Here is a 25987-nt window from a genome sequence, read left to right as displayed (position 1 = left end):
ACGCCCGGTTACATTCCGAACCCGGAAGCTAAGCCTTACAGCGCCGATGGTACTGCAGGGGGGACCCTGTGGGAGAGTAGGACGCCGCCGAACAATCTTTGAAGGACCCCTGGTCACCAGCGTACAGCTGGGACCAGGGGTCCTTTTTTGTTTTTCCGGAGCGCGCCGGGTATCCGGCTGCGCGAGAATGACTTGCGGTACCGAAGACAGGAGTCACCATGTCCACCAACTCTCCCGACGATCGACCGGAGCGCGACCAGCGGCGACGGGACAGTGGTGACCGTGGTGGTTATCGCGGTGGGCCGCGTCCGAACAACGACCGTCCGAACAACGACCGTCGGGACAACGACCGCGGTGGCTACGGCCGGCGGGACGACCGCCGTCCCGATGACCGCCGTGGTGACGACCGTCGAAGTGACGACCGTGGCGGGTTCCGGCGCGATGACCGTCGTGACGACCGTGGTGGCTTCCGACGTGACGACAACCGCGGTGAGCAGCGCGGCGGCGGTGGCTTCCGGGGGCGGGACGACCGTCGCGAGGGCGATCGTGGGCCTCGTCCCGCGTTCCGGCGCGACGACCGCCCCGCGGGTGCGGGTCCGCGTCGTGACGACCGTCGGGACGGCGGGGACCGTGGTGGCTTCCGCCGCGACGGCGACCGGCCGGCCTTCCGGCGGGACGAGCGCAGGGATGACCGACGTGGTGACGACCGTGGGGGCTTCGCCCGCCGCGACGACCGTCCCGCGTTCCGGCGCGACGACCGCCCCGCGGGTGCGGGTCCGCGCCGTGACGACCGTCGGGACGGCGGAGACCGTGGAGGCTTCCGTCGGGACGACCGTGACCGGGGCGGCGATCGGGACCGTGGGTTCCGGCGTGACGACCGTCCGGCCCGTCCTGAGCGTCGTGAGGGTGACCGTCCCTCCTTCCGTCGTGATGACGACCGTGGTGGGTTCCGTCGTGATGACAGCCGTGGCGGTGAGCGCGGTGGTGGGTTCCGTCGTGACGACAACCGTGGCGGTGGGGAGCGCACCGGCGGGTTCCGCGGCCGCGACGACCGTGGCCGTGACGACCGGCGTGGAGACGACCGAGGTGGGCGTCCGCCGTTCCGGCGTGACGACCGGCGTGACGACTTCCGGCGTGACGACCGCGGAAGCGGAGACCGGCCCGCATTCCGCCGTGACGACCGCCGCGATGACCGGCGTGACGACCGTCCGGCCCGTCCTGAGCGTCGTGAGGGTGACCGTCCCTCCTTCCGTCGTGATGACGACCGTGGTGGGTTCCGTCGTGATGACAGCCGTGGCGGTGAGCGCGGTGGTGGGTTCCGTCGTGACGACAACCGTGGCGGTGGGGAGCGCACCGGCGGGTTCCGCGGCCGCGACGACCGTGGCCGTGACGACCGGCGTGGAGACGACCGAGGACGCGACGACCGGAGCCGTGGCCCCCGTCGGGACGATCGTGGTGGCCGCCCCGGTGGGTTCCGTGACCGGGACGACCGGCGTGGTGGCGACGACCGGCGCGGCGGCGGGCGTTTCCGCGACGAGCGGGACCGGGACCGGGAGCCGATCAAGCGGCTGCCGATCCCCGAGGACGTCACCGGCGAGGAGATCGACAAGGACGTACGGCAGGAGCTGCAGAGCCTGCCCAAGACGCTCGCCGACGATGTCGCCAAGAACCTGGTGATGGTCGCGCGACTCATCGACGAGGACCCCGAGGGCGCGTACGGCTATTCCAGGGTCGCGCTGCGGCTGGCGTCGCGCGTCGCCGCCGTGCGTGAGGCGGCCGGCTTCGCCGCGTACGCCAACCAGAAGTACAGCGAGGCGCTCGCGGAGTTCCGGGCGGCTCGGCGGATGACCGGCAATGTCGACCTGTGGCCCGTCATGGCGGACTGCGAGCGTGGTCTCGGGCGGCCCGAGAAGGCGCTGGACATGGCCGGTGCCCCCGAGGTGCACAAGCTGGACAAGGCCGGTCAGGTCGAGATGCGGCTCGTGGCGGCCGGCGCGCGGCGCGACATGGACCAGCTCGACGCGGCCATCGTGACCCTGCAGAGCCCGGAGCTGGCCTCCAGCTCCGTACAGCCGTGGACCGCGCGTCTGCGGTACGCGTACGCCGACGCGTTGCTCGCGGCCGGGCGTGAGGGCGAGGCGCGGGAGTGGTTCGCCAAGGCCGTCGAGGCCGACAAGGACGGCAGCACCGACGCGTCGGACCGGCTCGCGGAGATGGACGGCGTCGAGTTCGTCGACGCCCTCGGCGACGAAGAGGGCGGGCACGAGGGTGACGAGGCGCCGCTGAGCGTGTCGGTCACGGACGAACCGGCCGTCGATGACAGCCACGACGAGCAGGACGGCCCGGACGGCGACACCGACGAGGACGACACCTCCGACGAGGACGACGTCACCGACGAGGACGCTGCCGACGTGGACGTGGACGTGGACGTGGACGTGACGGACGAGGCGTCCCCCGACAGCGTCGATGTCGTCGATGCCGTCGACGTCCGGGACGACAAGGACTGACCCCGGCGAACCGGCGAAGGCCGTGTCAGGGCGGGATCCCGTACGACGGGGTCCCGCCCTTTTGCATGCCCGCTCCCGGGGGGATCCCTCAAAGGTTCAGCGCGCGCAGCACCAGCCCCGACGCCGGTTTCGGGCCGAACGACGTGGACTTGCGGGGCATGGTGACGCCCTGGCGGGCGAGATCGCGTACGACTTCCTCGCGGACCGGGTGCATCAGGACGGCCGTGCCGCCGTCGCGTTCGGCCTTCTCGACGGTCGCCGCCGTGTCGTGGATGTAGGCCACGTGGGCCGGTGAGTCCTCGGGGATGCGCCAGACGTGGTCGAGGAGGGTGGCGTGCAGCACGGTCGCGTCGAGGGTGCGCCACTCGGCCGGGCGGTCGGTGGGGATCGTGCGGGCGAGAAGATCCGGGTCCGGGCGGTCGACGAGGTGGAAGGAGCCGTCGCCCGCGAGGAGGAAGGCGTTGCCGGAGGCGGCCGCTTCGGCCAGGGCTTCCAGGGCCTCGGGGAGCGGGACGTCCAGGCGGCGTACGCGGAACCGGCCGTCCAGGGCCGCGAGAGCGTCCGGGACCGCGAGCCGGTGGAGGAGGCGGTGGATCGCGCGGACCCGGAGGGGGTAGCGGGCGGTGTCCACGAGGAGGACCAGGCCGTAGTCCCAGGGGCTGGGGGACGGGTGTTCCGTGCGGAGCCGGAGGTAGGTGGCCCAGCGGTGGTGGCCGTCGGCTATCAGGGCCTGGTGGCGGGCGAGGTCGGCCTGGATCTCGGCCAGGTCGGCGGGGTCGGTGACGGCCCACAGGCGGTGGCTGAAGCCGTCCTCCGTGGTCGTGGCGAGGAGTGGGGCCCGTTCCGTGGTCCGCTCGACCACGGCCGTCGCCCCGGCCGTTGCGCCGTCGCCGCGGTAGGTGAGGAGCAGGGGCTCCATGTTGGTGGAGGTGGCGCGCATCAGGGCCGCGCGGTCCGTGATCACGTGGGGGATGACGTCCTCGTGCGGGAGGACCACCCCGGCGGACGGCTCCGAGAGGCGCAGGGCGCCGATGAGGCCGCGCTGGAGGATGCTGCCGTCCGCCTGTTCGTAGACATAGAGGCCGGGCTCCCTGTCGGCGGCGAGGACGCCGTCGGCGAGCCAGCGGCGCAGGGTGTCGGCCGCCTGTTCGTCGCGGGCGGTGGGTGTTCTGGCCTGGGGGAGTATCAGGCGGACGATGTTGTGCGGATCGGCGGATTCGAGGTGGAGCAGACCGTCCGGCCGTACGACGACGTCGTACGGCGGTGATGTCACGGCGGCCAGGCTGCCGACCCGGTCGGGGTCGTAGCGAAGCCCCCGGAACGGGGTCAGTTCGAGGCCGCTGCGCGCCGGGATCTCCTCCGCGGGACCTGCGTAGTTCATTGATGCATCGTATGGGTGCCGGTGCTGTGAGGGATGATCGGGGAAAGTGACCTAACCGATTGTTGACCCACCGGGCGATCACCAGGCCGATCACCGGGCCGATCCCAGGCCCGATCACCGACCCGATCAGGGCCCGATCGCCGGGCCGTCGGCGGGTGACCGGGTGACCGGGTGACCAGCCGATCGGCCGACCGGTGGACCGAGCGAGGAGCGGAGTGCAATGAGCCAGGCAGTCAGGACACGGCCCGACGGCAGTGGGCAGGCCCTGAGCGAGGCGTACGACACGGCGCTGCTCGATCTCGACGGGGTGGTGTACGCGGGTGGCAGTGCGATCGCGTACGCCGTGGAGTCCCTGGGCACGGCGCGCGCGGGCGGTATGCACCTCGCGTACGTCACCAACAACGCGCTGCGGACCCCCGACACGGTGGCCGCGCATCTCACCGCGCTGGGTATACCGACCGAGGCGGGGGACGTCATCACCTCGGCGCAGGCCGTCGCCCGGCTGATCAGTGAGCAGCTGCCCGCCGGCGCGCGGGTGCTGGTCATCGGCGGGGAGGGGCTGCGGGTGGCCCTGCGCGAGCGGGGTCTCGAACCGGTCGAGTCGGCGGACGACGATCCGGCGGCCGTGGTGCAGGGATTCGGCGGCCCCGACCTGCCGTGGGGGCGGTTCGCGGAGGCCTGCTACGCCATCGCTCGCGGCGTGCCGTGGTACGCGTCCAACACCGACCTGACGATCCCGAGTGCGCGGGGCATCGCGCCCGGCAACGGGGCGGCGGTGCAGGTCGTGCGGATCGCGACCGGCGCCGAGCCGCAGGTGGCGGGCAAGCCATTGCCGCCGATGCACCGGGAGACGATCCTGCGGACCGGTGCCGAGCGGCCGTTGGTGGTCGGGGACCGGCTGGACACGGACATCGAGGGCGCGTTCAACGGCGAGGTCGACTCGCTGCTCGTGCTGACCGGCGTGACCGACGGCGCGCAGCTGCTGGCCGCGCCCCCGCAGCACCGGCCGACGTATGTCGACGCCGATCTGCGGGGCATGCTCACCGGGCAGCCGGAGGTCGTCGAGGCGGGCGCGGGCTTCCGCTGCGGAGGCTGGACGGCGACCGCCGGAGCGGAGCGGCTGGAACTGGACGGCGAGGGCTCGGCGCTGGACGGGCTGCGAGCTCTGTGCGCGGCCGCCTGGACGGCTGCCGGGGAGGGCTCGTGCGAGCTGGACGGGGGGAAGGCGCTGGCCCGGCTGGGGCTGTGAGCGTGCGGTGCCCCCTGGAGGGGGCCGCGATCGAGCCCGTAAGGGAGGGTAGGCTAACCTAACCGGGTGTTGGTCGACAGTCCTCCTGAACCGAGCGCGGAGACCGCCCCCGCGCCTCCGAACCGCCGGGCGGTACGAGCCGTCGGGCTCCTCGCGGCCGTCCTGATCCTCGTCCTGGTCGCCCTGGCGAGTATCGCGATCGGCGCGAAGGAACTGTCCTTCGCGCAGGTCTGGCACGGGTTGTTCGAGGACACGGGGACGTACGGTGACGCCGTCGTCGGGGAACGGGTCTCGCGCACCCTCCTCGGCCTGCTCGCGGGATCCGCGCTGGGTCTCGCGGGAGCCGTGCTCCAGGCGCTCACCCGCAACCCGCTGGCCGACCCGGGCCTGCTCGGTATCAACGCGGGCGCGTCCGCCGCGGTGGTCACCGCCATCACCTACTTCGGCGTCACCTCGCTGAGCGGGTACGTGTGGTTCGCGTTCGCCGGTGCCGCCGCGGTCGGGGCGCTGGTCTGGTTCCTCGGCGGCAGCCGGGGCGCGACACCCGTGCGGCTCGCCCTCGCGGGCACCGCCGTCAGCGCCGCCCTCTACGGCTATCTGCAGGCCGTCATGATCATGGACGGCGCGGCGCTCTCCAAGATGCGCTTCTGGACGGTCGGTTCGCTCGCGTCGGCGACCGACGAGACGATCACGCAGGTGCTGCCGTTCCTCGCCGTCGGCACGGTCGTCGCGCTGCTGCTCGCCCGGCCGCTGAACGCGATGGCCATGGGTGACGACACCGCCCGCGCGCTGGGCGCCGACCTCAACCGCACCCGCGCGCTCTCGATGGGCGCCGCCACCGTGCTGTGCGGTGCCGCGACCGCCGCCTGCGGGCCGATCGTGTTCGTCGGGCTGATGGTCCCGCACGTCGTACGGTCCTTCACCGGGCCCGACCTGCGCTGGATCCTCCCGTACGCGACCGTCCTGTCGCCCGTGCTGCTGCTCGGCGCCGACGTCGTCGGCCGCATGGTGGTACGGCCCGCGGAGCTGCAGGTCGGCATCGTCACCGCGATCCTGGGCGGGCCGGTCTTCATCTTTCTCGTACGACGGCGAAGGACGGCGCAGCTGTGAAGACGCAGGTCACGAGGGAGACACCGGACACCTTCAGGAAGACGCGGGACGTGGGGAAGACCCCGGGCGCGGGAGGGCAGGGCGCACGCAACCGTGTGGTGCGCACCCCCGGCGGGCTGTCGTTCCGGCTGGACGTACGGGCGTGCGCCGTCGTCGCCCTGCTGCTGGTGGCGGCGCTCACCGCGAGCGTCGTACTGATCGGTACCGGTGACTTCCCCATCCCGGCCGGTGACGTCCTCAGGACGCTGCTCGGCAACGGCGACGCCGGCCAGGAGTTCATCGTCAACGAACTGCGGCTGCCCAGGGTCCTGGTCGGACTCCTCGTCGGGGCCTCGCTCGGGCTCGGCGGAGCGCTGTTCCAGTCCATCTCCCGCAATCCGCTGGGCAGTCCGGACGTGCTCGGCCTCTCGCAGGGCGCCACCGCCGGCGCGCTGGTCGTCATCGTGCTGTTCTCCGGGAGCGCGAACCAGGTGGCCCTGGGGGCGCTCGCCGGCGGTCTGGTCACCGGGTTCGCGATCTACGCGCTGGCGTGGAAGCAGGGCGTGCACGGGTACCGGCTCGTGCTGGTCGGCATCGGCGTCTCCGCGATCGTCACCGCCGTCAACGGCTATCTGATCACCAAGGCCGATCTCGTCGACGCGGCCCGCGCGGTCGTCTGGATGACCGGTTCCCTGGGCGGCCGTGACTGGGCCCAGGTCTGGCCGCTGCTGATCATGTGCGTGATCCTCGTGCCGCTGGTGCTCGGCAACGCGCGCGGGCTGCGGATGACGGAGATGGGCGACGACGTGTCGTACGCCCTCGGAGTGCGCGTCGAGCGGGTGCGGCTGCTGCTGATGGTCTCGGCCGTGCTCCTCACCGCCGGGGCCACCGCGGCAGCCGGGCCGGTGAGCTTCGTCGCCCTCACCGCGCCCCAGCTCGCGAAGCGGCTGACCCGCTCGCCGGGCCCGAACCTGGTGCCCGCCATGTGCATGGGCGCGACCCTGCTGATCGTGGCCGACTGGGCCTCCCAACGGGCCTTCGGCGCCGACCAGCTGCCCGTCGGCGTCGTCACCGGCGTGCTGGGCGGTGTCTACCTGCTGTGGCTGCTGGTCACCGAGCGGAAGGCCGGGCGGATATGAGCGCGCCGGCGAACGAGAACGGCAGCCCACCGGCGAACCAGAACAGCACCGCGCCTGCGAACGAGAACGGCAGCGCGCCTGCGAACGAGAACGGCAGCGCACCGGCGTACGAGAACGACAAGAGGAGCACCGTGAACCGCCTGTCCGCCGAGGACGTCACCCTCGCCTATGACCAGCGGGTCATCGCCGAGCAGCTGTCGGTGGAGATACCCGACAACTCCTTCACCGTGATCGTCGGCCCCAACGCCTGCGGCAAGTCCACACTGCTGCGGGCCCTGTCCCGGATGCTGAAGCCGTCGCGGGGTCGGGTGCTGCTCGACGGGCAGGTCATCCAGTCGATGCCCGCCAAGAAGGTCGCGCGGACGCTCGGTCTGCTGCCGCAGTCCTCGATCGCGCCCGACGGGATCACCGTCGGCGACCTGGTGGGCCGGGGCCGGTACCCGCACCAGGGGCTGCTGCGGCAGTGGTCCCCCGAGGACGAGCGGATCGTGCGCGAGTCGATGGAGTCGACCGGGGTCGCCGAGCTGGCCGACCGTTACGTCGACGAACTGTCCGGCGGTCAGCGCCAGCGTGTCTGGATCGCCATGGCGCTGGCCCAGCAGACGCCGCTGCTGCTGCTCGACGAGCCGACCACCTTCCTGGACATCCAGCACCAGATCGACGTGCTCGACCTGTGCGCCGAGCTCCACGAGGAACAGGGCCGCACGCTGGTCGCCGTGCTGCACGACCTCAATCACGCCGCCCGCTACGCCACCCACCTCATCGCCCTGCGCGGCGGCTCGGTGATCGCGGAGGGTGCCCCTTCGGAGATCGTCACGGCCGAGCTGGTCGAGGAGGTCTTCGGGTTGCGCTGTCAGGTCATCGACGACCCGGAGACGGGGACGCCGTTGGTCGTGCCGGCGGCCCGCGCGGCACGGACCGGCACCGGGCGGATGGTGGAGTCGGCCGCTACAGCAGCTTCCTGAGCTGGAGCAGGTCCCGGAAGCCCGCCTCCAGCTTCACCCGGCCCGAACCCCAGGCCTTGGCGAAGTTCAGTTCGCCGCCGACGAGGGCCACCAGGTCGTCGCCCGTCATGGCGAGCCGGATCTGGGCCTTCTCGGCGGGCGGTCCCTGGAGGGTGTCGTGCACCTCGATGCGCCCGTCGCGCATGCGGCCCACGAAGGTGACGTCGAGGTCCCTGACATGGCAGCTCACCGAGCGGTCGAGGGCCGTCGCCTCGCCCACGTGTCCCCGGGCGCCTGCCATGGTGTCCGAAAGCTTTTCGAGTGCGGCGCGGCACTCCTCAATCGTTGCCATCGCGGTCGACGGTACCCCAGAGCTTCGCGGTAGCGTCTGGGCATGAGCGACTCTTTGCCCGAGGTCCAGGCCGGGGTGGAAGCAGTGGTTCCGGCGGCGGCCGGCGAGTCCGTCCCCCCGTCGGAGCCCCGGGTCGCCGAACCCGGGGACGACCCCGCCGGCCCGGCCCCGCTGAACGTGCCCCGCGCCCCCACCGGCCACCCCGAGGTCGACGCCGCCCTCGACCGGCTGGCCGACGCCGACCACCTCGCGACCGACGGCCATGTGGAGGTGTACGAGGATGTACACCGGGGGCTGCGCGACGCGCTCACCGCGCTCGACGCCCGCCCGGGACCTCCGGGTCCCACCCGTCACCCGACCGCTGCCCCTCATTAAGACCCTTCGGGTCGCACCTATCGATTGACATACGAGAGCAGGAGCTGAACCCACCGTGGCAGGAGTCGCACGCCGCCGTCTGGACGCCGAACTGGTCCGGCGGAAGCTCGCGCGCTCGCGTGAGCACGCGAGCCAGCTGATCGCCGCCGGGCGGGTCACCGTCGGCAGGACCGTCGCGACGAAGTCCGCCACCCAGGTGGAGACCGCCGCCGCGATCGTGGTCGTGTCCGACGACGGCGACCCGGAGTACGTGTCCAGAGGCGGCCACAAGCTCGCGGGCGCCCTCGCCGCCTTCGTGCCGCGGGGCCTGGCCGTCGAGGGCCGCCGCGCGCTGGACGCCGGCGCCTCCACCGGGGGCTTCACCGACGTCCTGCTGCGGGCCGGGGCCGCGCATGTCGTCGCCGTGGACGTCGGATACGGACAACTCGCGTGGACTCTGCGCAGCGATGAACGCGTCACCGTCAAGGACCGTACGAACGTACGCGAGTTGACGCTCGAAGCGATCGATGGGGAGCCTGTGGATCTTGTCGTGGGGGATCTGTCCTTCATCCCGCTCGGCCTGGTACTGCCCGCACTGGTGCGGTGCGTGAAGCCGGACGCCGATCTGGTGATGATGGTCAAGCCGCAGTTCGAGGTGGGTAAGGAGCGGCTGGGCAGTGGGGGAGTCGTACGGAGTCCGGAGCTGCGCGCCGAGACGGTGCGCGCAGTGGCCCGGCGGGCGGGGGAGCTGGGGCTCGGGGTGAAGGGTGTGACGGCCAGTCCGCTGCCCGGACCCTCGGGCAATGTCGAGTACTTTCTGTGGCTGCGTGCCGGGGCTCCCGCGCTGGACCCGGCCGACGTCGACCGAGCAGTGGCGGAGGGGCCGCGTTGACTCAGGACCGATCGCGAACCGTTTTCCTGCTCACCCACACCGGGCGGCCGGCGGCGATCCGCAGTGCCGAACTCGTCGTCAAGGGGCTGCTGCACCACGGCATCACGGTGCGCGTCCTGGAGCACGAGGCCGAGGACATCCCGGTGCCGGAGGAGGTGGAGCTCGTCAAGGAGGCCACCCCGCAGTGCCTCGACGGGTGCGAGCTGCTGATCGTCCTCGGCGGTGACGGCACGCTGCTGCGCGGCGCCGAGTTCGCCCGTGCGTCCGGGGTGCCGATGCTCGGCGTCAACCTCGGCAGCGTCGGCTTCCTCGCGGAGGCCGAGCGGGACGACCTGGACAAGGTCGTCGACCGGGTGGTGACCAGGGCGTACGAGGTCGAGGAGCGGATGACCGTCGATGTCGTCGTTCATCAGAACGGGGACATCGTCCACACGGACTGGGCGCTCAACGAGGCGGCCGTGCAGAAGGCGGGCGCCGAGAAGCTGCTGGAAGTCGTCCTGGAGATCGACGGCCGGCCGGTCACCGGGTTCGGGTGCGACGGGATCGTCCTGTCGACGCCGACCGGGTCCACGGCGTACGCGTTCTCGGCGGGCGGGCCCGTGGTGTGGCCCGAGGTGGAGGCGCTGCTGATGGTGCCGATCAGCGCGCACGCGCTGTTCGCGAAGCCGTTGGTGACGTCACCGGATTCCGTTCTGGCGGTGGAGGTGCTGCCGCACATCCCGCCGGGGGTGTTGTGGTGCGACGGGCGGCGGACCGTGGAGCTGCCGCCGGGGGCGCGTGTCGAGGTGCGGCGGGGGGCTGTGCCGGTGCGGCTGGCCCGGCTGCATCACGCGTCGTTCACGGACCGGCTGGTGGCCAAGTTCGCGCTGCCGGTCTCCGGATGGCGGGGGGCTCGGCACTAGCGCGAGGTCAGGGGTGGCGCGGACCGTCGGGGACGCGGGTTCGTCGTGGTGACTCGCGCCCGCGCGGCGGAGCCGCAACATCGGCACGGCCCCGCGCCCCTTCAGGGCGCGCTGTAGCTCTCCGGGGTGACATAGGTGCCGGGGTGCGTCGCGGTCCGCCTCCCCGACCTCGTATGGTCGTGTCCGTGTTGGAGGAGATGCGGATACGGTCGCTCGGAGTCATCGACGACGCTGTCGTCGAGTTGTCGCCCGGCTTCACCGCCGTGACGGGTGAGACGGGCGCGGGCAAGACCATGGTGGTCACCAGCCTCGGCCTGCTGCTCGGCGGGCGGGCGGATGCGGCGCTCGTGCGGATCGGCGCGAAGAACGCCGTCGTGGAGGGCCGGATCACCGTGCCCGAGGGCGGGTCGGCGATTCTGCGGGCCGAGGAGGCCGGGGCCGAACTCGACGACGGGGCGCTGTTGATCAGCCGTACCGTCTCCGCCGAGGGACGGTCGCGGGCGCACCTGGGCGGGCGTTCGGTGCCGGTGGGCGTGCTCGCCGAGCTGGCCGACGAACTGGTCGCCGTGCACGGGCAGACCGATCAGCAGGGGCTGCTGAAGCTGTCCCGGCAGCGGGCGGCGCTCGACCGGTACGCGGGGGACGCGGTCGCCGTGCCGCTCACCAAGTACGGCGAGGCCTACCGCCGGCTGCGGGCCGTGGCCGGCGAACTCGACGAGATCGTCACCCGCGCGCGTGAACGGGCCCAGGAGGCCGACATGCTGCGCTACGGCCTCGACGAGATCGCCGGGGTCGAGCCGCGGGCGGGTGAGGACGTGGAGCTGGCCGAGGAGGCCGAGCGGCTCGGGCACGCGGAGGCGCTGGCGTCCGCCGCCACGGCCGCGCACGCCGCGCTCGCGGGCAACCCCGAGGACCCGGAGGGCGTGGACGCCGCCACACTCGTCGCGGGCGCGAACCGGGCGCTGGAGGCCGTGCGGTCGCACGACCCGGCGCTCGCGGCGCTCGCCGAGCGGATCGGGGAGATCGGGATCCTGCTGGGTGACGTGGCGGGGGAGCTGGCGGGATACGCCGACGACCTGGACGCCGACCCGCTGCGGCTGGCCGCCGTGGAGGAGCGGCGGGCCGCCCTCACCGCGCTGACACGGAAGTACGGCCAGGACATGACCGCCGTGCTGTCGTGGGCCGAGGAGGGCGCCCAGCGGCTCACCGAACTCGACGGCGACGACGAGCGGATCGAGGAGCTGACCGCCGAGCGGGACGCGCTGCGGGGGGAACTGGGCGGACTCGCGCAGGCCCTGACCGACGCGCGGACGGAGGCCGCCGACCGGTTCGCCGCCGCCGTCACCGCGGAGCTGGCCTCGCTCGCGATGCCACACGCGCGCGTGTCGTTCGAGATCCGGCAGAGCGACGATCCCGAGGGCGTCGAGGTGGACGGGCGTACGGTCGCGTACGGGCCGTCGGGCGTCGACGAGGTCGAGCTGCTGCTCGCCCCGCACCCGGGGGCGCCGCCCCGGCCCATCGCCAAGGGCGCGTCCGGCGGTGAGCTGTCGCGGGTGATGCTGGCCGTCGAGGTCGTCTTCGCGGGGACCGACCCCGTGCCGACGTACCTCTTCGACGAGGTCGACGCCGGTGTCGGCGGGAAGGCCGCGGTCGAGATCGGCCGGCGCCTCGCCCGGCTCGCCCGGTCGGCGCAGGTCGTGGTCGTCACCCACCTGCCCCAGGTGGCCGCCTTCGCCGACCGGCAGCTGCTGGTGGAGAAGACCAACGACGGGTCCGTGACCCGGTCCGGAGTGAAGGTCCTGGAGGGCGAGGAGCGGGTGCGGGAGCTGTCGCGCATGCTCGCCGGCCTGGAGGACTCCCAGACGGCGCGCGCACACGCGGAGGAGCTGCTGGCGGCGGCCCGCGCGGACGCGTAGGGCCGGACCCCGGCCGCCGCTTCGTCGGCCCTGAGCGAACAGGGCCGTGGACAGGGCGGGAAGGAGCGGGGCGGGAGGGGCGCGGAGGGGCAACCTCGTACGGGAGTTCACTCGTGTGGGTGACCCTGGGTCCGAGGTTGCCCGCCCCTCCGGTTCTTGCTCCGTCCGGCTGTGCCGGAACACCCTTGCGGCCTGGCATCCTTGGACAGGAGCGACGTAGCAGGACGTGCCGCGTGGACCGTGCGGAAGTGCCCCGAACGGTCCATCCCCACCGGCCGGTCCTTCGGTACGTTTCTTCGTGACCGTCCGACCCCGAGCCAGGAGCCCCGGCCACGTGAGCCACGTGAGCAGCCACTCACCGCACGGCCAGTCGCCGCTGCGAACCGTACAAGTGCTCGGCGGTGGCAGCGCGGTGAGCAGTGCGCATGTGCGGTCGCTGGCCTCGGGACTGGTCGCCCGGGGCGTGCGGGTCACGGTGTGCGCCCCCAGTGACGCCGACGGCCAGTACGACTTCACCGGCGTCGGTGCCCACCACGTCCACGTGCCCCGCAGCAGTGACCCCGCCTCGGTGGCCAGCCTGCGCAGCGCCTGCGCGGACGCCGACCTGGTGCACGCGCACGGCCTGCACGCCGGCTTCCGCGCCACCCTCGCGCTCGGCCGGCGCACCACCCCGCTCGTCGTCACCTGGCACACGCGTTCGTACGCGGAGGGGGCGCGGGCGCATCTGCTGCGGCTGCTGGAGCGCCGGGTCGCCAAGGCCGCGGCCGTGGTCCTCGGCACCTCCTCCGACCTGGTCGACCGGGCCCGCAGCCGGGGCGCCCGCGACGCCCGGCTCGCCGCCGTCGCCCTGCCCGCGCCGGGCCGGACGGCCACCGGTGACGACCAGGACCGGCCCGCCTGCAAGGTCCGGGCCGAACTGGGCGCCACGGCACGCCCGTTGCTCATGGCCGTCGGCGCGCTCGACCGCCACCGGGGATACGACACCCTGCTCGACGCCGCCCGGGCCTGGCGCGGCCTCGACCCGGCGCCGCTGCTCGTCGTCGTGGGCGAGGGGCCGCTGCGGAGCGTCCTGCAGCGCCGTATCGCGCAGGAGGAGCTTCCCGTACGGCTGGCCGGGCCGCGCGACGACGTGTCCGAGCTGATCGCGGCCGCCGACCTCGCGCTGCTGCCCGGCGGCCCCGAGGCCCGCCCCGTCCTCGCCCAGGAGGCGCTCCGCGCGCGCGTGCCGCTCGTCGCCGCCGCCGTCGGATCGGTGACCGACCTGGTCGGCGACGGCGCCGAACTCGTCCCGTACGGCGACGCGGGGGCGCTCGCCGCGGCCGTCACGCGCCTGCTCGGCGACCCGGCCCACTGTGCGGGGCTGCGCGAGCGGGGCACGCGGCAGGCCGCCACCTGGCCGACCGAGGACGAGACGGTGGCCCAGGTGCTCAGCGTCTACGACGAGTTGACCCGGCCGCGGCCCCTCGGCTGACGCACACCGGCCGGCCCGCACCCGAGGGGCGTGCCCTCAGGAGACGTGCCGGCGTGCCCGCAGGGCCAGGCTCAGGGCCAGGACGGCCTGGGGGTCGTCCAGGTCGGTGCCGAGGAGCTCGCCGATGCGGGCGAGGCGGTTGTAGAGCGTCTGGCGGTTGAGGTGCAGTTCACGGGCCGTCTCCGCCTTCCGGCCGGCGTGCGCCAGATAGGTCTCCAGGGTCGGCAGCAGCGGGGGCCTGGCGCGGTCGTCGTGGTCGCGCAGCGGACCGATCGCGCGCTCCACGAAGGCGGCGAGGTCAGGGTGGTCGCGCAGCCGCCACAGCAGCAGGTCGATGTCCAGGCGCCGGGCGTCGTACCAGGGGCGGTCGGCCAGGCCCTGCGCGGCCGTCGCGGTCTCCGCCGCGTGCCGCAGGCCCGCCGAGGCGGCCGCCCAGCCGCCGGGCACGCCCACGACCACCACGGGCGGCCGCCCGCCCGGCCGCCGCATCCCGGCCCGCTCCGCCCCGGCCCGCAGCGCCGCCGCGGCCCGGTCGGCGATCGCCGGGCGCTCCGACTCCGCGCGCAGGCCCAGCAGCAGCGGGACGCGGCCCTCCACGGGGCGTACACCGAGCAGGAGGGGCGCACCCACGCAGGCCAGCTCCTCGGTGACCGCGCGGGCCAGGACGGCCCAGCCGCCCCCGTCGGGGGAGAGACCGTCGGCGAGCTTCATGACGACCGGGAGCAGAGGGCCGGAGCCCGGCCGGAAGCCGAGGACGCGGGCCTGCGCGGGCGCGTCCTCGGCCCGGACCCGGCCCTCGGCGAGATCGGTGAGGAAGTCGCCGCGTCCGCGCGCCGCCAGTTCCTCCTCCTGCCGGGCCTGCATCAGGACGACGGCGAGGACCCCGGCCGCGCGCTCGGCCGCCATCCGGTGCACGGGGGCCAGGGGGCCGACGACCGGGAGGAGGACCAGGCGGGCCCGGACCGAGCCCGTGCCCGGACCGCCGCCGGGCACGTCGACGAGGGTCGTCCCGGCCGGCGGCGCGTCCTGGTGCCGGTCGCGCACCCCCTCCCACACCTGGAGCGGATCGGTGTCCGCCGGACCGGCCCCGGCGGCGTACAGGAGCTGGCCGTCGGCGGTCTCCAGGAAGACCGGGTTGCCGCTGAAGGCGGCCAGGATGTCGAGGACCTGGGGGATGCCGCCCCCGCCGAGCAGGGCCTCGGTGCAGCGGCGGTGCACCTCCTCGGCCTGCTGGAGGAGCGCGTAGTGGCCGTTGACGATCTCGGTGTGGATCTCCTCGGTGACCGTCACGAAGGCCACCTCGCGGTGCAGCTGGACGAGGGGCAGGCCGGCCGAGCGCGCCGTCTCCACCAGGGCCGCCGGGAGCCGGGCGAAGCGCGGGCCCAGTTCGACGACCAGGGCCGAGATGCCGCGCTCGGCGAGGGTCCGTACGAACGCGCGCTGGTCGGCGGGGCGGGTGCCGAGCCCGTACCCCGTGGTCAGCAGCAGCTCGCCGCCCTTGAGGAGCGAGGCGATGTTCGGGACCTCGCCCGCGTGCACCCAGCGCACGGTCCGGTCCAGCCGGTCGGCGCCCGCCAGGACCTCCGGCAGCCCGCCGCGCAGACCGGGCAGCTCCAGGGCTCGCCGCACGGTGATACCGCCCTGCGCCTCGCGGCCGTCACCTGGTGCGCGGGTGTCACGGGTGTCCATGCAGCGGACGGTACCCGCTCGTCAGGCCGGCGGGATGTTGTGGTTGTAGCGGAAGACGTTGTCGGGGTCGTACCGGGTCTTCACCGCCGTCAGCCGCCGGTGGTTGTCGACACCGACACCGGCCACCACACGGTCGGCGCCCTCGTCGCCGACGAAGTTGAGGTAGACCGCGCCGGTGCTCCACGGCCGTACGTCGGCACGCACGTCCCGTACCCACCGCACGCACCGCTCGTCGTCCGCCGGATCCGACCAGACGCCGAACGGATGCACGACCCAGGGGGCGTCGCGGTACGGCACGGGGTACTCGCGGGGGCCGTCGGCGATGGCGCCGCCCAGTGGGAAGAGCACGTGCTGGGTGCCGGTCGGCACGGGCATCGTCCAGGCGCGGGTGGTGAAGACGTCCACCACCGCGTCGGGCAGACCGGTCAGATGCTCCGCCGACCAGTAGTTCCGCATCCCCGGCGGGTCGTCGATCATGCACTGCACGTCCGCGTACGGCATCGCGCCGACGATCTCGGCCTCGTGCCCCATCGCCAGCAGCGGCTGGGCGGTCTTGCGCATGTCGTCCTCGGTGCCCGCGTACGTCAGCAGGACGCCGCAGACCAGCCTGCCCACCAGGTGTTCGGGCACGAAATCCTCGGGTGGGCCGGTGAAGTACAGGACACCGCCGCTCGCCTCCCGCGGGCCCGTCTCGATCACCTCGCGGTAGACACGCATCACCTCGGGGCCGTGTTCCGGGAGGTAGAGCAGCAGCGCGATGGCGAACGCGGGCAGTTCGTGCAGCCGCAGGGTGAGCGTGGTGGCCACGCCGAAGTTCCCGCCGCCGCCGTGCAGCGCCCAGAACAGGTCCGGGTTCTCCTCGGCGCTCGCGTGGAGAGCCTGACCGTCGGCGGTCACCAGGTCGACGCCGATCAGGTTGTCGACGGCGAGCCCGAAGGTGCGGTCCAGCCAGCCGCTGCCGCCGCCGAGGACGAAACCGCCGACGCCCGTGGTCGACGCCCGGCCGCCCGTGGTCGCCAGGCGGTGGGGCTCGGTGGCGCGGTCGAGATGGCTCATGGTGGCGCCGCCCTCGACGCGGGCGCTCAGGGAGCCGGGATCGACCGTGACGGCGTGCATCCGGCGCAGGTCGATGACGAGCCCGTTGTCGTTGAGGGCCATGCCGGCCACGCTGTGACCGCCGCCGCGCACCGCGATCGGCAGGTCCAGGTCACGGGCGAAGCGCACGGAACGGACGACGTCGGTCTCGTCCGCGCACTGCGCGATCACGGCCGGACGCCGGTCGATCATGGCGTTGAAGACCGTACGGGCGTCGTCGTACCCCGGATCCTCCGGCGCGAACACGTCGCCGGTCAGGTCCTCACGCAGCGCGGTGAGAGCCGCGCGCGCCTTCGAGAGGGGAGCCATGGTGAGCCGCCCCCTTTCACTCGGGGGACTGGGCTCCTTCCAGGCTAGGCGGGGGCGGTGGATCGGTCCTGTTCGGTGCTGGGAGCCACCTGTACCGCCGAGCGCGAACGGTGGCCGTACGCGCCCGCCCGCGCACGGGACCGCTGCCGCGCGCCCCGGTCCGCCGCCGTGCGCGCCGGACCGGAGGGCGCGTTCAGCCGCCGTACGCCCCCGAAGCGGTCAGCCGCAGGGCCGTGTCGATGAGGGGCACGTGACTGAAGGCCTGCGGGAAGTTGCCGACCTGGCGCTGGAGGACCGGGTCCCACTCCTCGGCGAGGAGGCCCAGGTCGTTGCGGAGGGACAGCAGCTTCTCGAAGAGCTTGCGGGCCTCGTCCACGCGGCCGATCATCGCCAGGTCGTCGGCCATCCAGAACGAGCAGGCGAGGAACGCGCCCTCGTCGCCGGGCAGCCCGTCCACGCCCTCCTGCGCGCCGGAGGTCGGGTAGCGCAGGATGAAGCCGTCCGGGGTCGACAGCTCGCGCTGGATCGCCTCGATGGTGCCGATGACCCGCTTGTCGTCCGGCGGCAGGAACCCCATCTGCGGGATCAGCAGCAGCGAGGCGTCCAGTTCCTTCGAGCCGTACGACTGGGTGAAGGTGTTGCGCTCCTTGTCGTACCCCTTCTCGCACACGTCCCGGTGGATGTCGTCGCGCAGCTCGCGCCACTTCTCCAGCGGGCCGTCCGCGTCACCGGACTCGATGAGCTTGATCGTGCGGTCCACGGCGACCCAGGCCATGACCTTGGAGTGCACGAAGTGGCGGCGCGGACCGCGCACCTCCCAGATGCCCTCGTCCGGCTCGTCCCAGTGGTCCTCCAGGTAGCGGATCAGCTTCAGCTGCAGGAGGGAGGCGTAGTCGTTGCGGGCCAGGCCCGTCATGTGGGCCAGGTGCAGGGCCTCGGTGACCTCGCCGTACACGTCCAGCTGGAGCTGGTGCGCGGCGCCGTTGCCGACCCGGACCGGGCCGGAGTTCTCGTACCCGGGCAGCCATTCCAGCTCGGCCTCGCCCAGCTCCCGCTCGCCGGCGATGCCGTACATGATCTGCAGGTTCTCCGGGTCACCGGCGACGGCCCGCAGCAGCCACTCGCGCCAGGCGCGGGCCTCGTCGCGGTAGCCGGTGCGCAGCAGCGAGGAGAGGGTGATGGCCGCGTCCCGCAGCCAGGTGTAGCGGTAGTCCCAGTTGCGGACGCCGCCGATGTGCTCCGGGAGCGAGGTGGTCGGCGCGGCGACGATGCCGCCGGTGGGCGCGTACGTCAGGGCCTTCAGCGTGATCAGCGAGCGGACCACGGCCTCGCGGTACGGGCCGTGGTACGTGCACTGGTCCACCCAGTCGCGCCAGAACTCCTCCGTGGCGACGAGCGAGGGCTCGGGCTCGGGGAGCGCCGGGGGCTGCTTGTGCGAGGGCTCCCAGGAGATGGTGAAGGCGATCCGGTCGCCGGGCGTCACCGTGAAGTCGGCGTAGGTGGTCAGCGCCTTGCCGTACGTCTCGCACTCGGTGTCGAACCACACAGAGTCCGGTCCGGCGACGGCCACCGTGCGCCCCTCGTGCTTGTGCACCCAGGGCACCACCCGGCCGTACGAGAACCGCATGCGCAGCGCCGAGCGCATCGGCACCCGGCCGCTGACGCCCTCCACGATCCGGATCAGCTGCGGGGCGCCGTCACGGGGCGGCATGAAGTCCGTCACACGGACCGTGCCGCGCGGGGTGTCCCACTCGGATTCCAGGATCAGCGAGTCGCCGCGGTACCGGCGGCGGGAGGCCGTCGGCGGTTCGGCGTCCGCGGCGTGTGCGGGGCCCAGTCTCCAGAATCCGTGTTCCTCGGTGCCGAGCAGTCCCGCGAAGACGGCGTGGGAGTCGAAGCGGGGCAGGCACAGCCAATCGACCGTGCCGTCCCGGCAGACCAGCGCCGCTGTCTGCATGTCTCCGATGAGTGCGTAGTCTTCGATGCGCCCGGCCACGTGCAACTCCAGTCGAACGGCCACGTCGTCGCCCCCCGAGGGGCGGTCGCTGTGCGGTGTGCGGTCAAGGGACCCATGGGATCGACAAAGGAACCATGTTTCCAGAGTGATCCAAGGGACGGTGTCGTGCGATGTCGCTCAACGATCCTCAACGCAAATGAGGCGATCGTTGCTCAACGGACTGACGAGCTCTCATGATTGCCGGAGACGGGCGGGGGTGGTGCCGTCGCGCCGGCCGCGCTCGGCAGCGAGTGTCCGAAGAGGATACGACGCAGCGGAGGGCTCCGCGTCCCGCTCCGGGCAACGCGAGTGAGCCGAACGGGTGAGCAGGGGGTGAAGGCGGTCCGGGATTCGCCGATGGTCGTACGACGTCCGTGTCGGCCCGTGCGCGGAGCGTGGCCGGAAGCGATCGTGTCCTGTCGCTGATACCCTGGTAGCCCGTGGACCCCGGTGGGCGCCCCAGTCGAAAAATTCGCACGAGGGACCCCCGAACCGCAGCGAAGGCACCCCCGACGGATGAGTTCGGGCGGCGGCCGACCCGCACACCGAACCGCGACCACGGGAGCCCCCTCTTGGCCATGCCGCCCGCTGCTTTTCGAAACACGACGACCAAGCACATCTTCGTCACCGGGGGTGTCGCCTCCTCGCTCGGCAAGGGTCTGACCGCCTCCAGCCTCGGCATGCTGCTCAAGGCCCGCGGCCTGCGCGTCGTGATGCAGAAGCTCGATCCCTACCTGAACGTCGACCCGGGCACGATGAACCCCTTCCAGCACGGTGAGGTGTTCGTCACCAACGACGGCGCCGAGACCGACCTGGACATCGGCCACTACGAGCGCTTCCTCGACCGCGACCTCGACGGCTCGGCCAACGTCACCACCGGCCAGGTCTACAACACGGTCATCGCCAAGGAGCGGCGCGGCGAGTACCTCGGCGACACCGTGCAGGTCATCCCGCACATCACCAACGAGATCAAGCACCGCATCCGGCGCATGGCCTCCGACGAGGTGGACGTCGTCATCACCGAGGTCGGCGGCACGGTCGGCGACATCGAGTCGCTGCCGTTCCTGGAGACCGTCCGGCAGGTCCGCCACGAGGTCGGCCGTGACAACGTCTTCGTCGTCCACATCTCGCTCCTGCCGTACATCGGGCCGTCGGGAGAGCTGAAGACGAAGCCGACCCAGCACTCGGTTGCGGCCCTGCGCAACATCGGTATCCAGCCGGACGCGATCGTGCTGCGCTGCGACCGTGAGGTGCCGGCCGCGATCAAGCGCAAGATCTCCCTGATGTGCGACGTCGACGAGGACGCCGTGGTCGCGTGCCCCGACGCCCGGTCGATCTACGACATCCCGAAGACCGTGCATCGCGAGGGCCTGGACGCCTACGTGGTCCGCAAGCTGGACCTGCCGTTCCGTGACGTGGACTGGACGACCTGGGACGATCTGCTCGACCGCGTCCACAACCCGCTCCACGAGATCAACCTCGCGCTGGTCGGCAAGTACATCGACCTGCCCGACGCCTACCTCTCGGTCACCGAGGCCCTGCGCGCGGGCGGCTTCGCCAACAAGGCCCGCGTGAAGATCAAGTGGGTCACCTCGGACGACTGCCGCACCCCGGCCGGCGCCGCGGCCCAGCTCGCCGACGTCGACGCCATCTGCATCCCCGGCGGCTTCGGCGACCGGGGCGTCTCCGGCAAGGTCGGCGCCATCCGGTACGCCCGCGAGAACAGGATCCCGCTGCTCGGCCTCTGTCTCGGCCTGCAGTGCATCGTGATCGAGGCCGCGCGCAACCTGGCCGACATCCCGGACGCCAACTCCACCGAGTTCGACTCCGCCACCGCGCACCCGGTCATCTCCACGATGGCCGAGCAGCTCGACATCGTCGCCGGTGAGGGCGACATGGGCGGCACCATGCGGCTCGGCATGTACCCGGCCAAGCTGGCCGAGGGCTCGATCGTGCGCGAGGTGTACGACGGCAAGGAGTACGTCGAGGAGCGCCACCGTCACCGCTACGAGGTGAACAACGCCTACCGCGGGGAACTGGAGAAGAAAGCCGGCCTGCAGTTCACGGGAACCTCGCCCGACGGCAAGCTCGTCGAGTACGTCGAGTACCCGCGCGAGGTCCACCCGTACCTGGTCGCGACCCAGGCGCACCCCGAACTGCGCTCCCGTCCGACCCGCCCGCACCCGCTGTTCGCGGGGCTGGTGAAGGCGGCCGTGGAGCGCAAGACCGGTAAGTAGAAACCGGGCGGCGCCGGAGCTTGTACGGTGACCGGGGTACGCGTCTTTCGGGACGTGTGCCCCGGTTTCTTTTGTGTAGGTGTGGGAGGACGAGTCGACATGACGATCAAGGACATCGCCGAGCAGTGGGAGGTCCGGGCGAGCGAGACGCCGTTCGTCGGCAAGAAGACCTCCGTGCGCACGGACGACGTGGTCATGCCCGACGGGTCGGTCGTCCGCCGCGACTACCAGGTGCACCCCGGGTCCGTCGCCGTCCTCGCCGTCGACGACGAGGACCGGGTGCTGGTCATCCGGCAGTACCGCCACCCCGTCCGCGAGAAGCTGTGGGAGATCCCGGCGGGGCTGCTGGACGTGCCCGGCGAGAACCCGCTGCACGCCGCCCAGCGCGAGCTGTACGAGGAGGCGCACGTCAAGGCGGAGGAGTGGCGGGTCCTGACCGACGTCTACACCACGCCCGGCGGCTGCGACGAGGCCGTGCGGATCTTCCTGGCCCGGGATCTCTCCGAGGCCGAGGGGCAGCGGTTCGAGGTGGAGGACGAGGAGGCCGACATGGAGTTGGCCCGGGTGCCGCTGGACGAGCTGGTGCGGGGGGTGCTCGCGGGGGAGCTGCACAACAACTGCCTGGTGGTGGGCGTGCTTTCGCTGGTGGCGGCGCGGAGCGGGGACGGTGTGGAGTCGCTGCGGGCGGCCGAGGCACCGTGGCCCGCGCGGCCGTTCGAGTCCTGAGTGCGCCGTCACCGCAGCCGCACACCACCAGTCGTACGATCCGCTGATCCGATCGAGCGACCTCACCGCCCCGCTCCGCCCGGATCGTCGCAGAGCGTGAACTAGGCTCGGGAATCGCCCGCACCGGAGTCCCGGCGGGCTTGCTCGTGCGGTGGGACGGGAGAGTGGCCCGTGGCGGATCAGGCGGTGGACCTCGGGGGTGCCCGGGTGTCCGGAACAGGGCGGCCCCCGGCTGTCGAGGCCGCCCCCACGGACAGTCAGTTCCTCGGCCGGACACGCGAGTTGAAAGAACTGCGGGCCGACATCGACCGCGCGGGGCTCAACACCCTCGCCGGCCGCAAGGCGCCCCACGCGCGCGTGCTGCTCATCGCCGGCCGGCCCGGCTTCGGCCGCACCGCGCTCGCCGAGGAACTCGTCCGGCAGGTTACCGATGGTTACCCCGACGGGGTACTGCGGGCCCGGCTCACCGAGCCCGACGGCACCCGCGTGCCCGTCGAGCGCGCGGCGCGGCAACTGCTCGGGGAGCTGGGGCTGCCGGCGCCGGCCGGCGCCGACGAGGACGACCTCGGCGAAGCCCTGCGGGAGGCGCTCGCCGACCGCCGGGTGGTGCTCCTGCTGGACGACGCGGCCGACGCCGAACAGGTCGACGCGCTGCTGCCGGACACCCCCGACTCCCTGGTCGTGGCGGTCTCCGGGGGGCCGCTGACGGGCATCTCCGACGTCCGCCCCTGCACCCTGGGCGGACTGGACACCAAGTCCGCCGTGGAGCTGCTGGAACGCTTCAGCGGCTCGGTGCGCATCACCGTGGACCCCCGCTCGGCCGAGGGGCTCGCCGAGGTGTGCGGGTCCCAGCCCGCCGCACTGCGGCTCGCCGGCGGCTGGCTGGCCGCCCGGCCGACCGTGGCCGTCTCCGACCTGGCCAAGCAGCTGCGCGCCGAGGACGACGACAGTCCGCCCCTCGCCCGGGTGCTCAAGCTGGCGTACGCCTCGCTGCCGCCCGCCGCCGCCCGGATACTGCGTCTGCTCGCCCTCGCCCCGGCGGGCCTGGTCGACCCGCACATCGCCTCCGGACTCGCCGGCTGCTCGGTCGGCGCGGCCCGCACCACGCTGGACGACTTCGTGGCCCTCGGCTTCCTGCACCAGGCCGACACGGCGCTCCCGCAGTACGAGGTCCCGGGCTGCATCCAGCCGCTGCTGTGGTCCCTCGCCGAGAGCCAGGAGCGGCCGGGTGAGCTGCGGCTCGCCCGCGCGCGGATGCTGGAGCGGACGGTACGGCTGCTGCAGTCCTGCCGGGCCGTCACCGAGACCGACAGCCCGCTCGCCCGCGAGAAGCTCCTCGCCATGCCCAAGGCGCTGCGGTTCCCGACCCCCCGGGCCGCCGAGGAGTGGCTGCGCGCCCGGCGGCCCGCGCTGCTGGCCGCGGCCCGGCTCGCGGTCGCCGACGGGGAGCTGGACACCCTCGCCCGGCGGCTGATGTCCCAGCTGGTCCGGGCCATGGTCGCGCACTTCGGCACCCAGGCCGCGGCCCCCGACCTGTACGGCATCCACGGCCTCGTCCTCGATGTCGCCGAGCGCCGCGCCCTGCCCCGCGAGGCGGCGGCGGCCCTGCTGAACCTCGGCGACCTGGACGCCCGCACCGGCCGTACGAGGGCGGCGCTGGCCCGCTACCGGGCCGCGCTCGACGCCGGACGGCGGGCGAACGACCCGTACGCGACCGGCCGCGCGATGGAATCCGTAGGCGGTGCGCACCAGGAGCTGGAGGACTACGACCGGGCCGCCGACTGGTACGGGCGCGCGCTCGCCCAGCGGCTCGCCCGGGACGAGCGCGAGGACGCCGCCCGGCTGTACGGCCGGATCGCCACCGCGCACACCTACGCGGGCCGCTACGGCGAGGCGCTGCGCAACTGGAGCTCGGCGCTCACCGGCCACCGCAGACTCGGTGATGTGGGCGGCCAGGCACGGGCGTTGAGCGAGATGGCGCGCGTCCAGGAGTACGCGGGGCGGCCCGAGGAGGCGCTGCGGACGTGTGAGGAGGCGGCTCAGTGGGCCCGGCGTGCCGACGACACCCGGTTGCAGGCCGCGATCCAGCTGCGGACCGCCGACACCCTGGAGCGGCTCGGCGATCCGGCGGCGGCCCGGCTGCACCGGGCGGCCGCCGAGCGGCTCCTCGGCGACGGGGCCCCGGACCCCGAAACCCATGAGATCGAGCCGGAACAGGACGCTAACGCCTGCGAAATCCGTAGTGCATCCGCGAAAGATTGATGCATTGAAAGGCTAGACAGCGGGGACACCTTCATTAAACTGGCTACGCCGCCGGTTCTCCTGCGGTGTCTCCCGGTGCGCTCCGATGCGTACGGGTATGTCCTGCACTGCGTGGGCATGTGCCGCTGTACGGGCGAGCCCCCACACACCCTCCGAGTCAAGGACCGTGATCGACGTGAAGGTCGGCATCCCCCGCGAGGTCAAGAACAACGAGTTCCGGGTGGCCATCACCCCCGCCGGTGTGCACGAGCTGGTGCGCCACGGCCATCAGGTCGTCATCGAGCAGGGCGCCGGTGTCGGCTCGTCGATCCCGGACGCCGAGTACGTCGCCGCCGGCGCCGAGATCCTGGCCACGGCCGACGAGGTGTGGGCCACCGCCGACCTGCTGCTCAAGGTCAAGGAGCCCATCGCCGAGGAGTACCACCGCCTCCGCAAGGACCAGACGCTCTTCACCTACCTGCACCTGGCCGCCTCCAAGGAGTGCACGGACGCCCTCGTCGAGTCGGGCACGACCGCGATCGCGTACGAGACCGTCGAGCTGCCGAGCCGCGCGCTGCCGCTGCTGGCGCCGATGTCCGAGGTCGCCGGCCGGCTCGCCCCGCAGGTCGGCGCCTACCACCTGATGCGCGCCAACGGCGGCCGCGGGGTGCTGCCCGGCGGTGTGCCAGGGGTGCTGGCCGGCCGGGCCGTCGTCATCGGCGGTGGCGTGTCGGGCTGGAACGCGGCGCAGATCGCCATCGGCATGGGCTTCCACGTGACCCTGCTCGACAAGGACATCAACAAGCTCAAGGAAGCCGACAAGATCTTCGGCACGAGGATCCAGACGGTCGTCTCCAACGCCTTCGAACTGGAGAAGGCCTGCCTGGAGGCCGACCTCGTCATCGGCGCCGTCCTCATCCCGGGCGCCAAGGCCCCGAAGCTGGTCACCAACGAGCTGGTGTCGCGGATGAAGCCCGGAAGTGTCCTTGTCGACATCGCGATCGACCAGGGCGGCTGCTTCGAGGACTCCAGGCCCACCACTCACGCCGAGCCGACCTTCCCGGTCCACGGATCGGTCTTCTACTGCGTCGCCAACATGCCCGGCGCGGTGCCCAACACCTCCACCTACGCGCTGACCAACGCCACGCTGCCCTACATCGTGGAACTCGCCGATCACGGCTGGGCCGAGGCGTCGCGCCGCGACCCCGCGCTGGCCAGGGGCCTCAACACCCATGACGGCAGGGTCGTCTACCGCGAGGTCGCCGAGGCGCACGGCCTGGAGCACGTCGAGCTGGCGTCGCTGCTCGTCTGACCCGCCGCCCGGCGCAGGCCGCCGACCCGCCGGTGACGGGGCGCGGGGCGGCTCCCGACCGGCTGCTTCAAGTCACCTTTCGGTAAAAGGCGATACGTCAACACAGGTCGTCAACAGCACCTTCCCGGCCGGATCTTGCCCGACAAGGTCCGGCCGGATGTGTGTATGGTCACTTTGCGACACTCG

At 72.7% G+C, this 25987-nt stretch carries 19 protein-coding genes, 1 rRNA gene and 1 pseudogene; 16 read left to right on the top strand and 5 right to left on the bottom strand.

What is annotated here, in order from left to right:
• From rrf to ACWCRJ_RS25380, 3 genes and pseudogenes are all read left to right on the top strand, one after another.
• Positions 1–93, top strand: a 5S ribosomal RNA gene (rrf, locus tag ACWCRJ_RS25390); the annotation flags it as partial.
• A gap of 506 nt (positions 94–599) precedes the next feature.
• Positions 600–1313: pseudogene (locus ACWCRJ_RS25385) on the top strand (tetratricopeptide repeat protein); the annotation flags it as partial.
• Between the two features lie 255 nt (positions 1314–1568).
• Positions 1569–2507 (top strand): hypothetical protein, encoded by a 939-nt coding sequence (locus ACWCRJ_RS25380; protein WP_450941439.1) that lies wholly within the window; start codon positions 1569–1571, stop codon positions 2505–2507.
• An 88-nt stretch (positions 2508–2595) separates the two neighbouring features.
• On the opposite strand, the gene ACWCRJ_RS25375 is transcribed toward ACWCRJ_RS25380, so the two are convergent.
• A complete protein-coding gene (locus ACWCRJ_RS25375; protein WP_450941431.1) occupies positions 2596–3888 on the bottom strand; it encodes a DUF1015 family protein in 1293 nt (430 codons plus the stop codon).
• A 220-nt stretch (positions 3889–4108) separates the two neighbouring features.
• Here ACWCRJ_RS25375 and ACWCRJ_RS25370 point away from each other — a divergent pair, with 220 nt between their 5' ends.
• The 4 genes from ACWCRJ_RS25370 to ACWCRJ_RS25355 all read left to right on the top strand — a co-directional run bounded on the left by ACWCRJ_RS25370 (position 4109) and on the right by ACWCRJ_RS25355 (position 8330).
• The gene (locus ACWCRJ_RS25370; RefSeq protein ID WP_450941430.1) at positions 4109–5137 is read left to right on the top strand and encodes an HAD hydrolase-like protein; all 1029 of its coding nucleotides are present in this window, start codon (positions 4109–4111) and stop codon (positions 5135–5137) included.
• A gap of 66 nt (positions 5138–5203) precedes the next feature.
• Positions 5204–6247 (top strand): FecCD family ABC transporter permease, encoded by a 1044-nt coding sequence (locus tag ACWCRJ_RS25365; RefSeq protein WP_450941429.1) that lies wholly within the window; start codon positions 5204–5206, stop codon positions 6245–6247.
• Positions 6248–6297: 50 nt separating this feature from the next.
• Positions 6298–7365 (top strand): FecCD family ABC transporter permease, encoded by a 1068-nt coding sequence (locus tag ACWCRJ_RS25360; RefSeq protein ID WP_450941438.1) that lies wholly within the window; start codon positions 6298–6300, stop codon positions 7363–7365.
• Positions 7362–8330 carry an ABC transporter ATP-binding protein gene (locus ACWCRJ_RS25355; RefSeq protein ID WP_450941428.1) on the top strand — a complete coding sequence of 323 codons (969 nt, stop codon included), beginning with the start codon at positions 7362–7364 and terminating at the stop codon, positions 8328–8330. The genes ACWCRJ_RS25360 and ACWCRJ_RS25355 overlap by 4 nt, the downstream gene beginning before the upstream one ends.
• Here the strand turns inward: ACWCRJ_RS25355 and ACWCRJ_RS25350 are convergent.
• A complete protein-coding gene (locus ACWCRJ_RS25350) occupies positions 8314–8661 on the bottom strand; it encodes an SCP2 sterol-binding domain-containing protein (protein ID WP_450941427.1) in 348 nt (115 codons plus the stop codon). The genes ACWCRJ_RS25355 and ACWCRJ_RS25350 overlap by 17 nt on opposite strands.
• A 42-nt stretch (positions 8662–8703) precedes the next feature.
• Between ACWCRJ_RS25350 and ACWCRJ_RS25345 the strand changes: the two genes are divergently transcribed.
• The 5 genes from ACWCRJ_RS25345 (at position 8704) to ACWCRJ_RS25325 (ending at position 14196) form a co-directional block, all read left to right on the top strand.
• On the top strand, positions 8704–9036 hold the full coding sequence (locus tag ACWCRJ_RS25345) for a hypothetical protein (protein ID WP_450941426.1): 333 nt from the start codon (positions 8704–8706) through the stop codon (positions 9034–9036).
• Between the two features lie 55 nt (positions 9037–9091).
• Positions 9092–9907 (top strand): TlyA family RNA methyltransferase, encoded by an 816-nt coding sequence (locus ACWCRJ_RS25340; protein ID WP_450941425.1) that lies wholly within the window; start codon positions 9092–9094, stop codon positions 9905–9907.
• Positions 9904–10809: an NAD kinase gene (locus ACWCRJ_RS25335; protein WP_152167785.1), complete on the top strand. Its 906-nt coding sequence runs from the start codon at positions 9904–9906 to the stop codon at positions 10807–10809. The genes ACWCRJ_RS25340 and ACWCRJ_RS25335 overlap by 4 nt, the downstream gene beginning before the upstream one ends.
• 173 nt (positions 10810–10982) lie before the next feature.
• A complete protein-coding gene (gene recN / locus ACWCRJ_RS25330) occupies positions 10983–12725 on the top strand; it encodes a DNA repair protein RecN (RefSeq protein ID WP_450941424.1) in 1743 nt (580 codons plus the stop codon).
• A gap of 334 nt (positions 12726–13059) precedes the next feature.
• Entirely contained in the window at positions 13060–14196 is a 1137-nt protein-coding gene (locus ACWCRJ_RS25325; protein ID WP_450941423.1) for a glycosyltransferase family 4 protein, read from the top strand.
• A 36-nt stretch (positions 14197–14232) separates the two neighbouring features.
• On the opposite strand, the gene ACWCRJ_RS25320 is transcribed toward ACWCRJ_RS25325, so the two are convergent.
• The 3 genes from ACWCRJ_RS25320 to ACWCRJ_RS25310 all read right to left on the bottom strand — a co-directional run bounded on the left by ACWCRJ_RS25320 (position 14233) and on the right by ACWCRJ_RS25310 (position 19285).
• Positions 14233–15885, bottom strand: a complete 1653-nt coding sequence (locus ACWCRJ_RS25320) for a PucR family transcriptional regulator (protein ID WP_450941422.1) — start codon at positions 15883–15885, stop codon at positions 14233–14235.
• A 21-nt stretch (positions 15886–15906) separates the two neighbouring features.
• Positions 15907–17289, bottom strand: a complete 1383-nt coding sequence (locus tag ACWCRJ_RS25315; RefSeq protein WP_450941421.1) for an FAD-binding oxidoreductase — start codon at positions 17287–17289, stop codon at positions 15907–15909.
• 193 nt (positions 17290–17482) lie between these two features.
• Positions 17483–19285: a glycoside hydrolase family 15 protein gene (locus ACWCRJ_RS25310; RefSeq protein WP_450941437.1), complete on the bottom strand. Its 1803-nt coding sequence runs from the start codon at positions 19283–19285 to the stop codon at positions 17483–17485.
• 578 nt (positions 19286–19863) lie between these two features.
• Here ACWCRJ_RS25310 and ACWCRJ_RS25305 point away from each other — a divergent pair.
• The 4 genes from ACWCRJ_RS25305 to ald all read left to right on the top strand — a co-directional run bounded on the left by ACWCRJ_RS25305 (position 19864) and on the right by ald (position 25801).
• The gene (locus ACWCRJ_RS25305) at positions 19864–21522 is read left to right on the top strand and encodes a CTP synthase (RefSeq protein WP_005484920.1); all 1659 of its coding nucleotides are present in this window, start codon (positions 19864–19866) and stop codon (positions 21520–21522) included.
• A gap of 99 nt (positions 21523–21621) precedes the next feature.
• The gene (locus tag ACWCRJ_RS25300) at positions 21622–22248 is read left to right on the top strand and encodes an NUDIX domain-containing protein (RefSeq protein WP_450941420.1); all 627 of its coding nucleotides are present in this window, start codon (positions 21622–21624) and stop codon (positions 22246–22248) included.
• Between the two features lie 171 nt (positions 22249–22419).
• On the top strand, positions 22420–24510 hold the full coding sequence (locus ACWCRJ_RS25295) for a tetratricopeptide repeat protein (RefSeq protein WP_450941419.1): 2091 nt from the start codon (positions 22420–22422) through the stop codon (positions 24508–24510).
• Positions 24511–24676: 166 nt separating this feature from the next.
• Entirely contained in the window at positions 24677–25801 is a 1125-nt protein-coding gene (ald, locus tag ACWCRJ_RS25290; RefSeq protein ID WP_005484924.1) for an alanine dehydrogenase, read from the top strand.
• The last annotated feature ends 186 nt before the right edge of the window (positions 25802–25987 follow it).

This window comes from Streptomyces sp. NPDC002324 (assembly GCF_053593335.1).
Note: the sequence above shows the minus strand (reverse complement) of the source record. Positions and strands in the feature narration are given on the sequence as shown.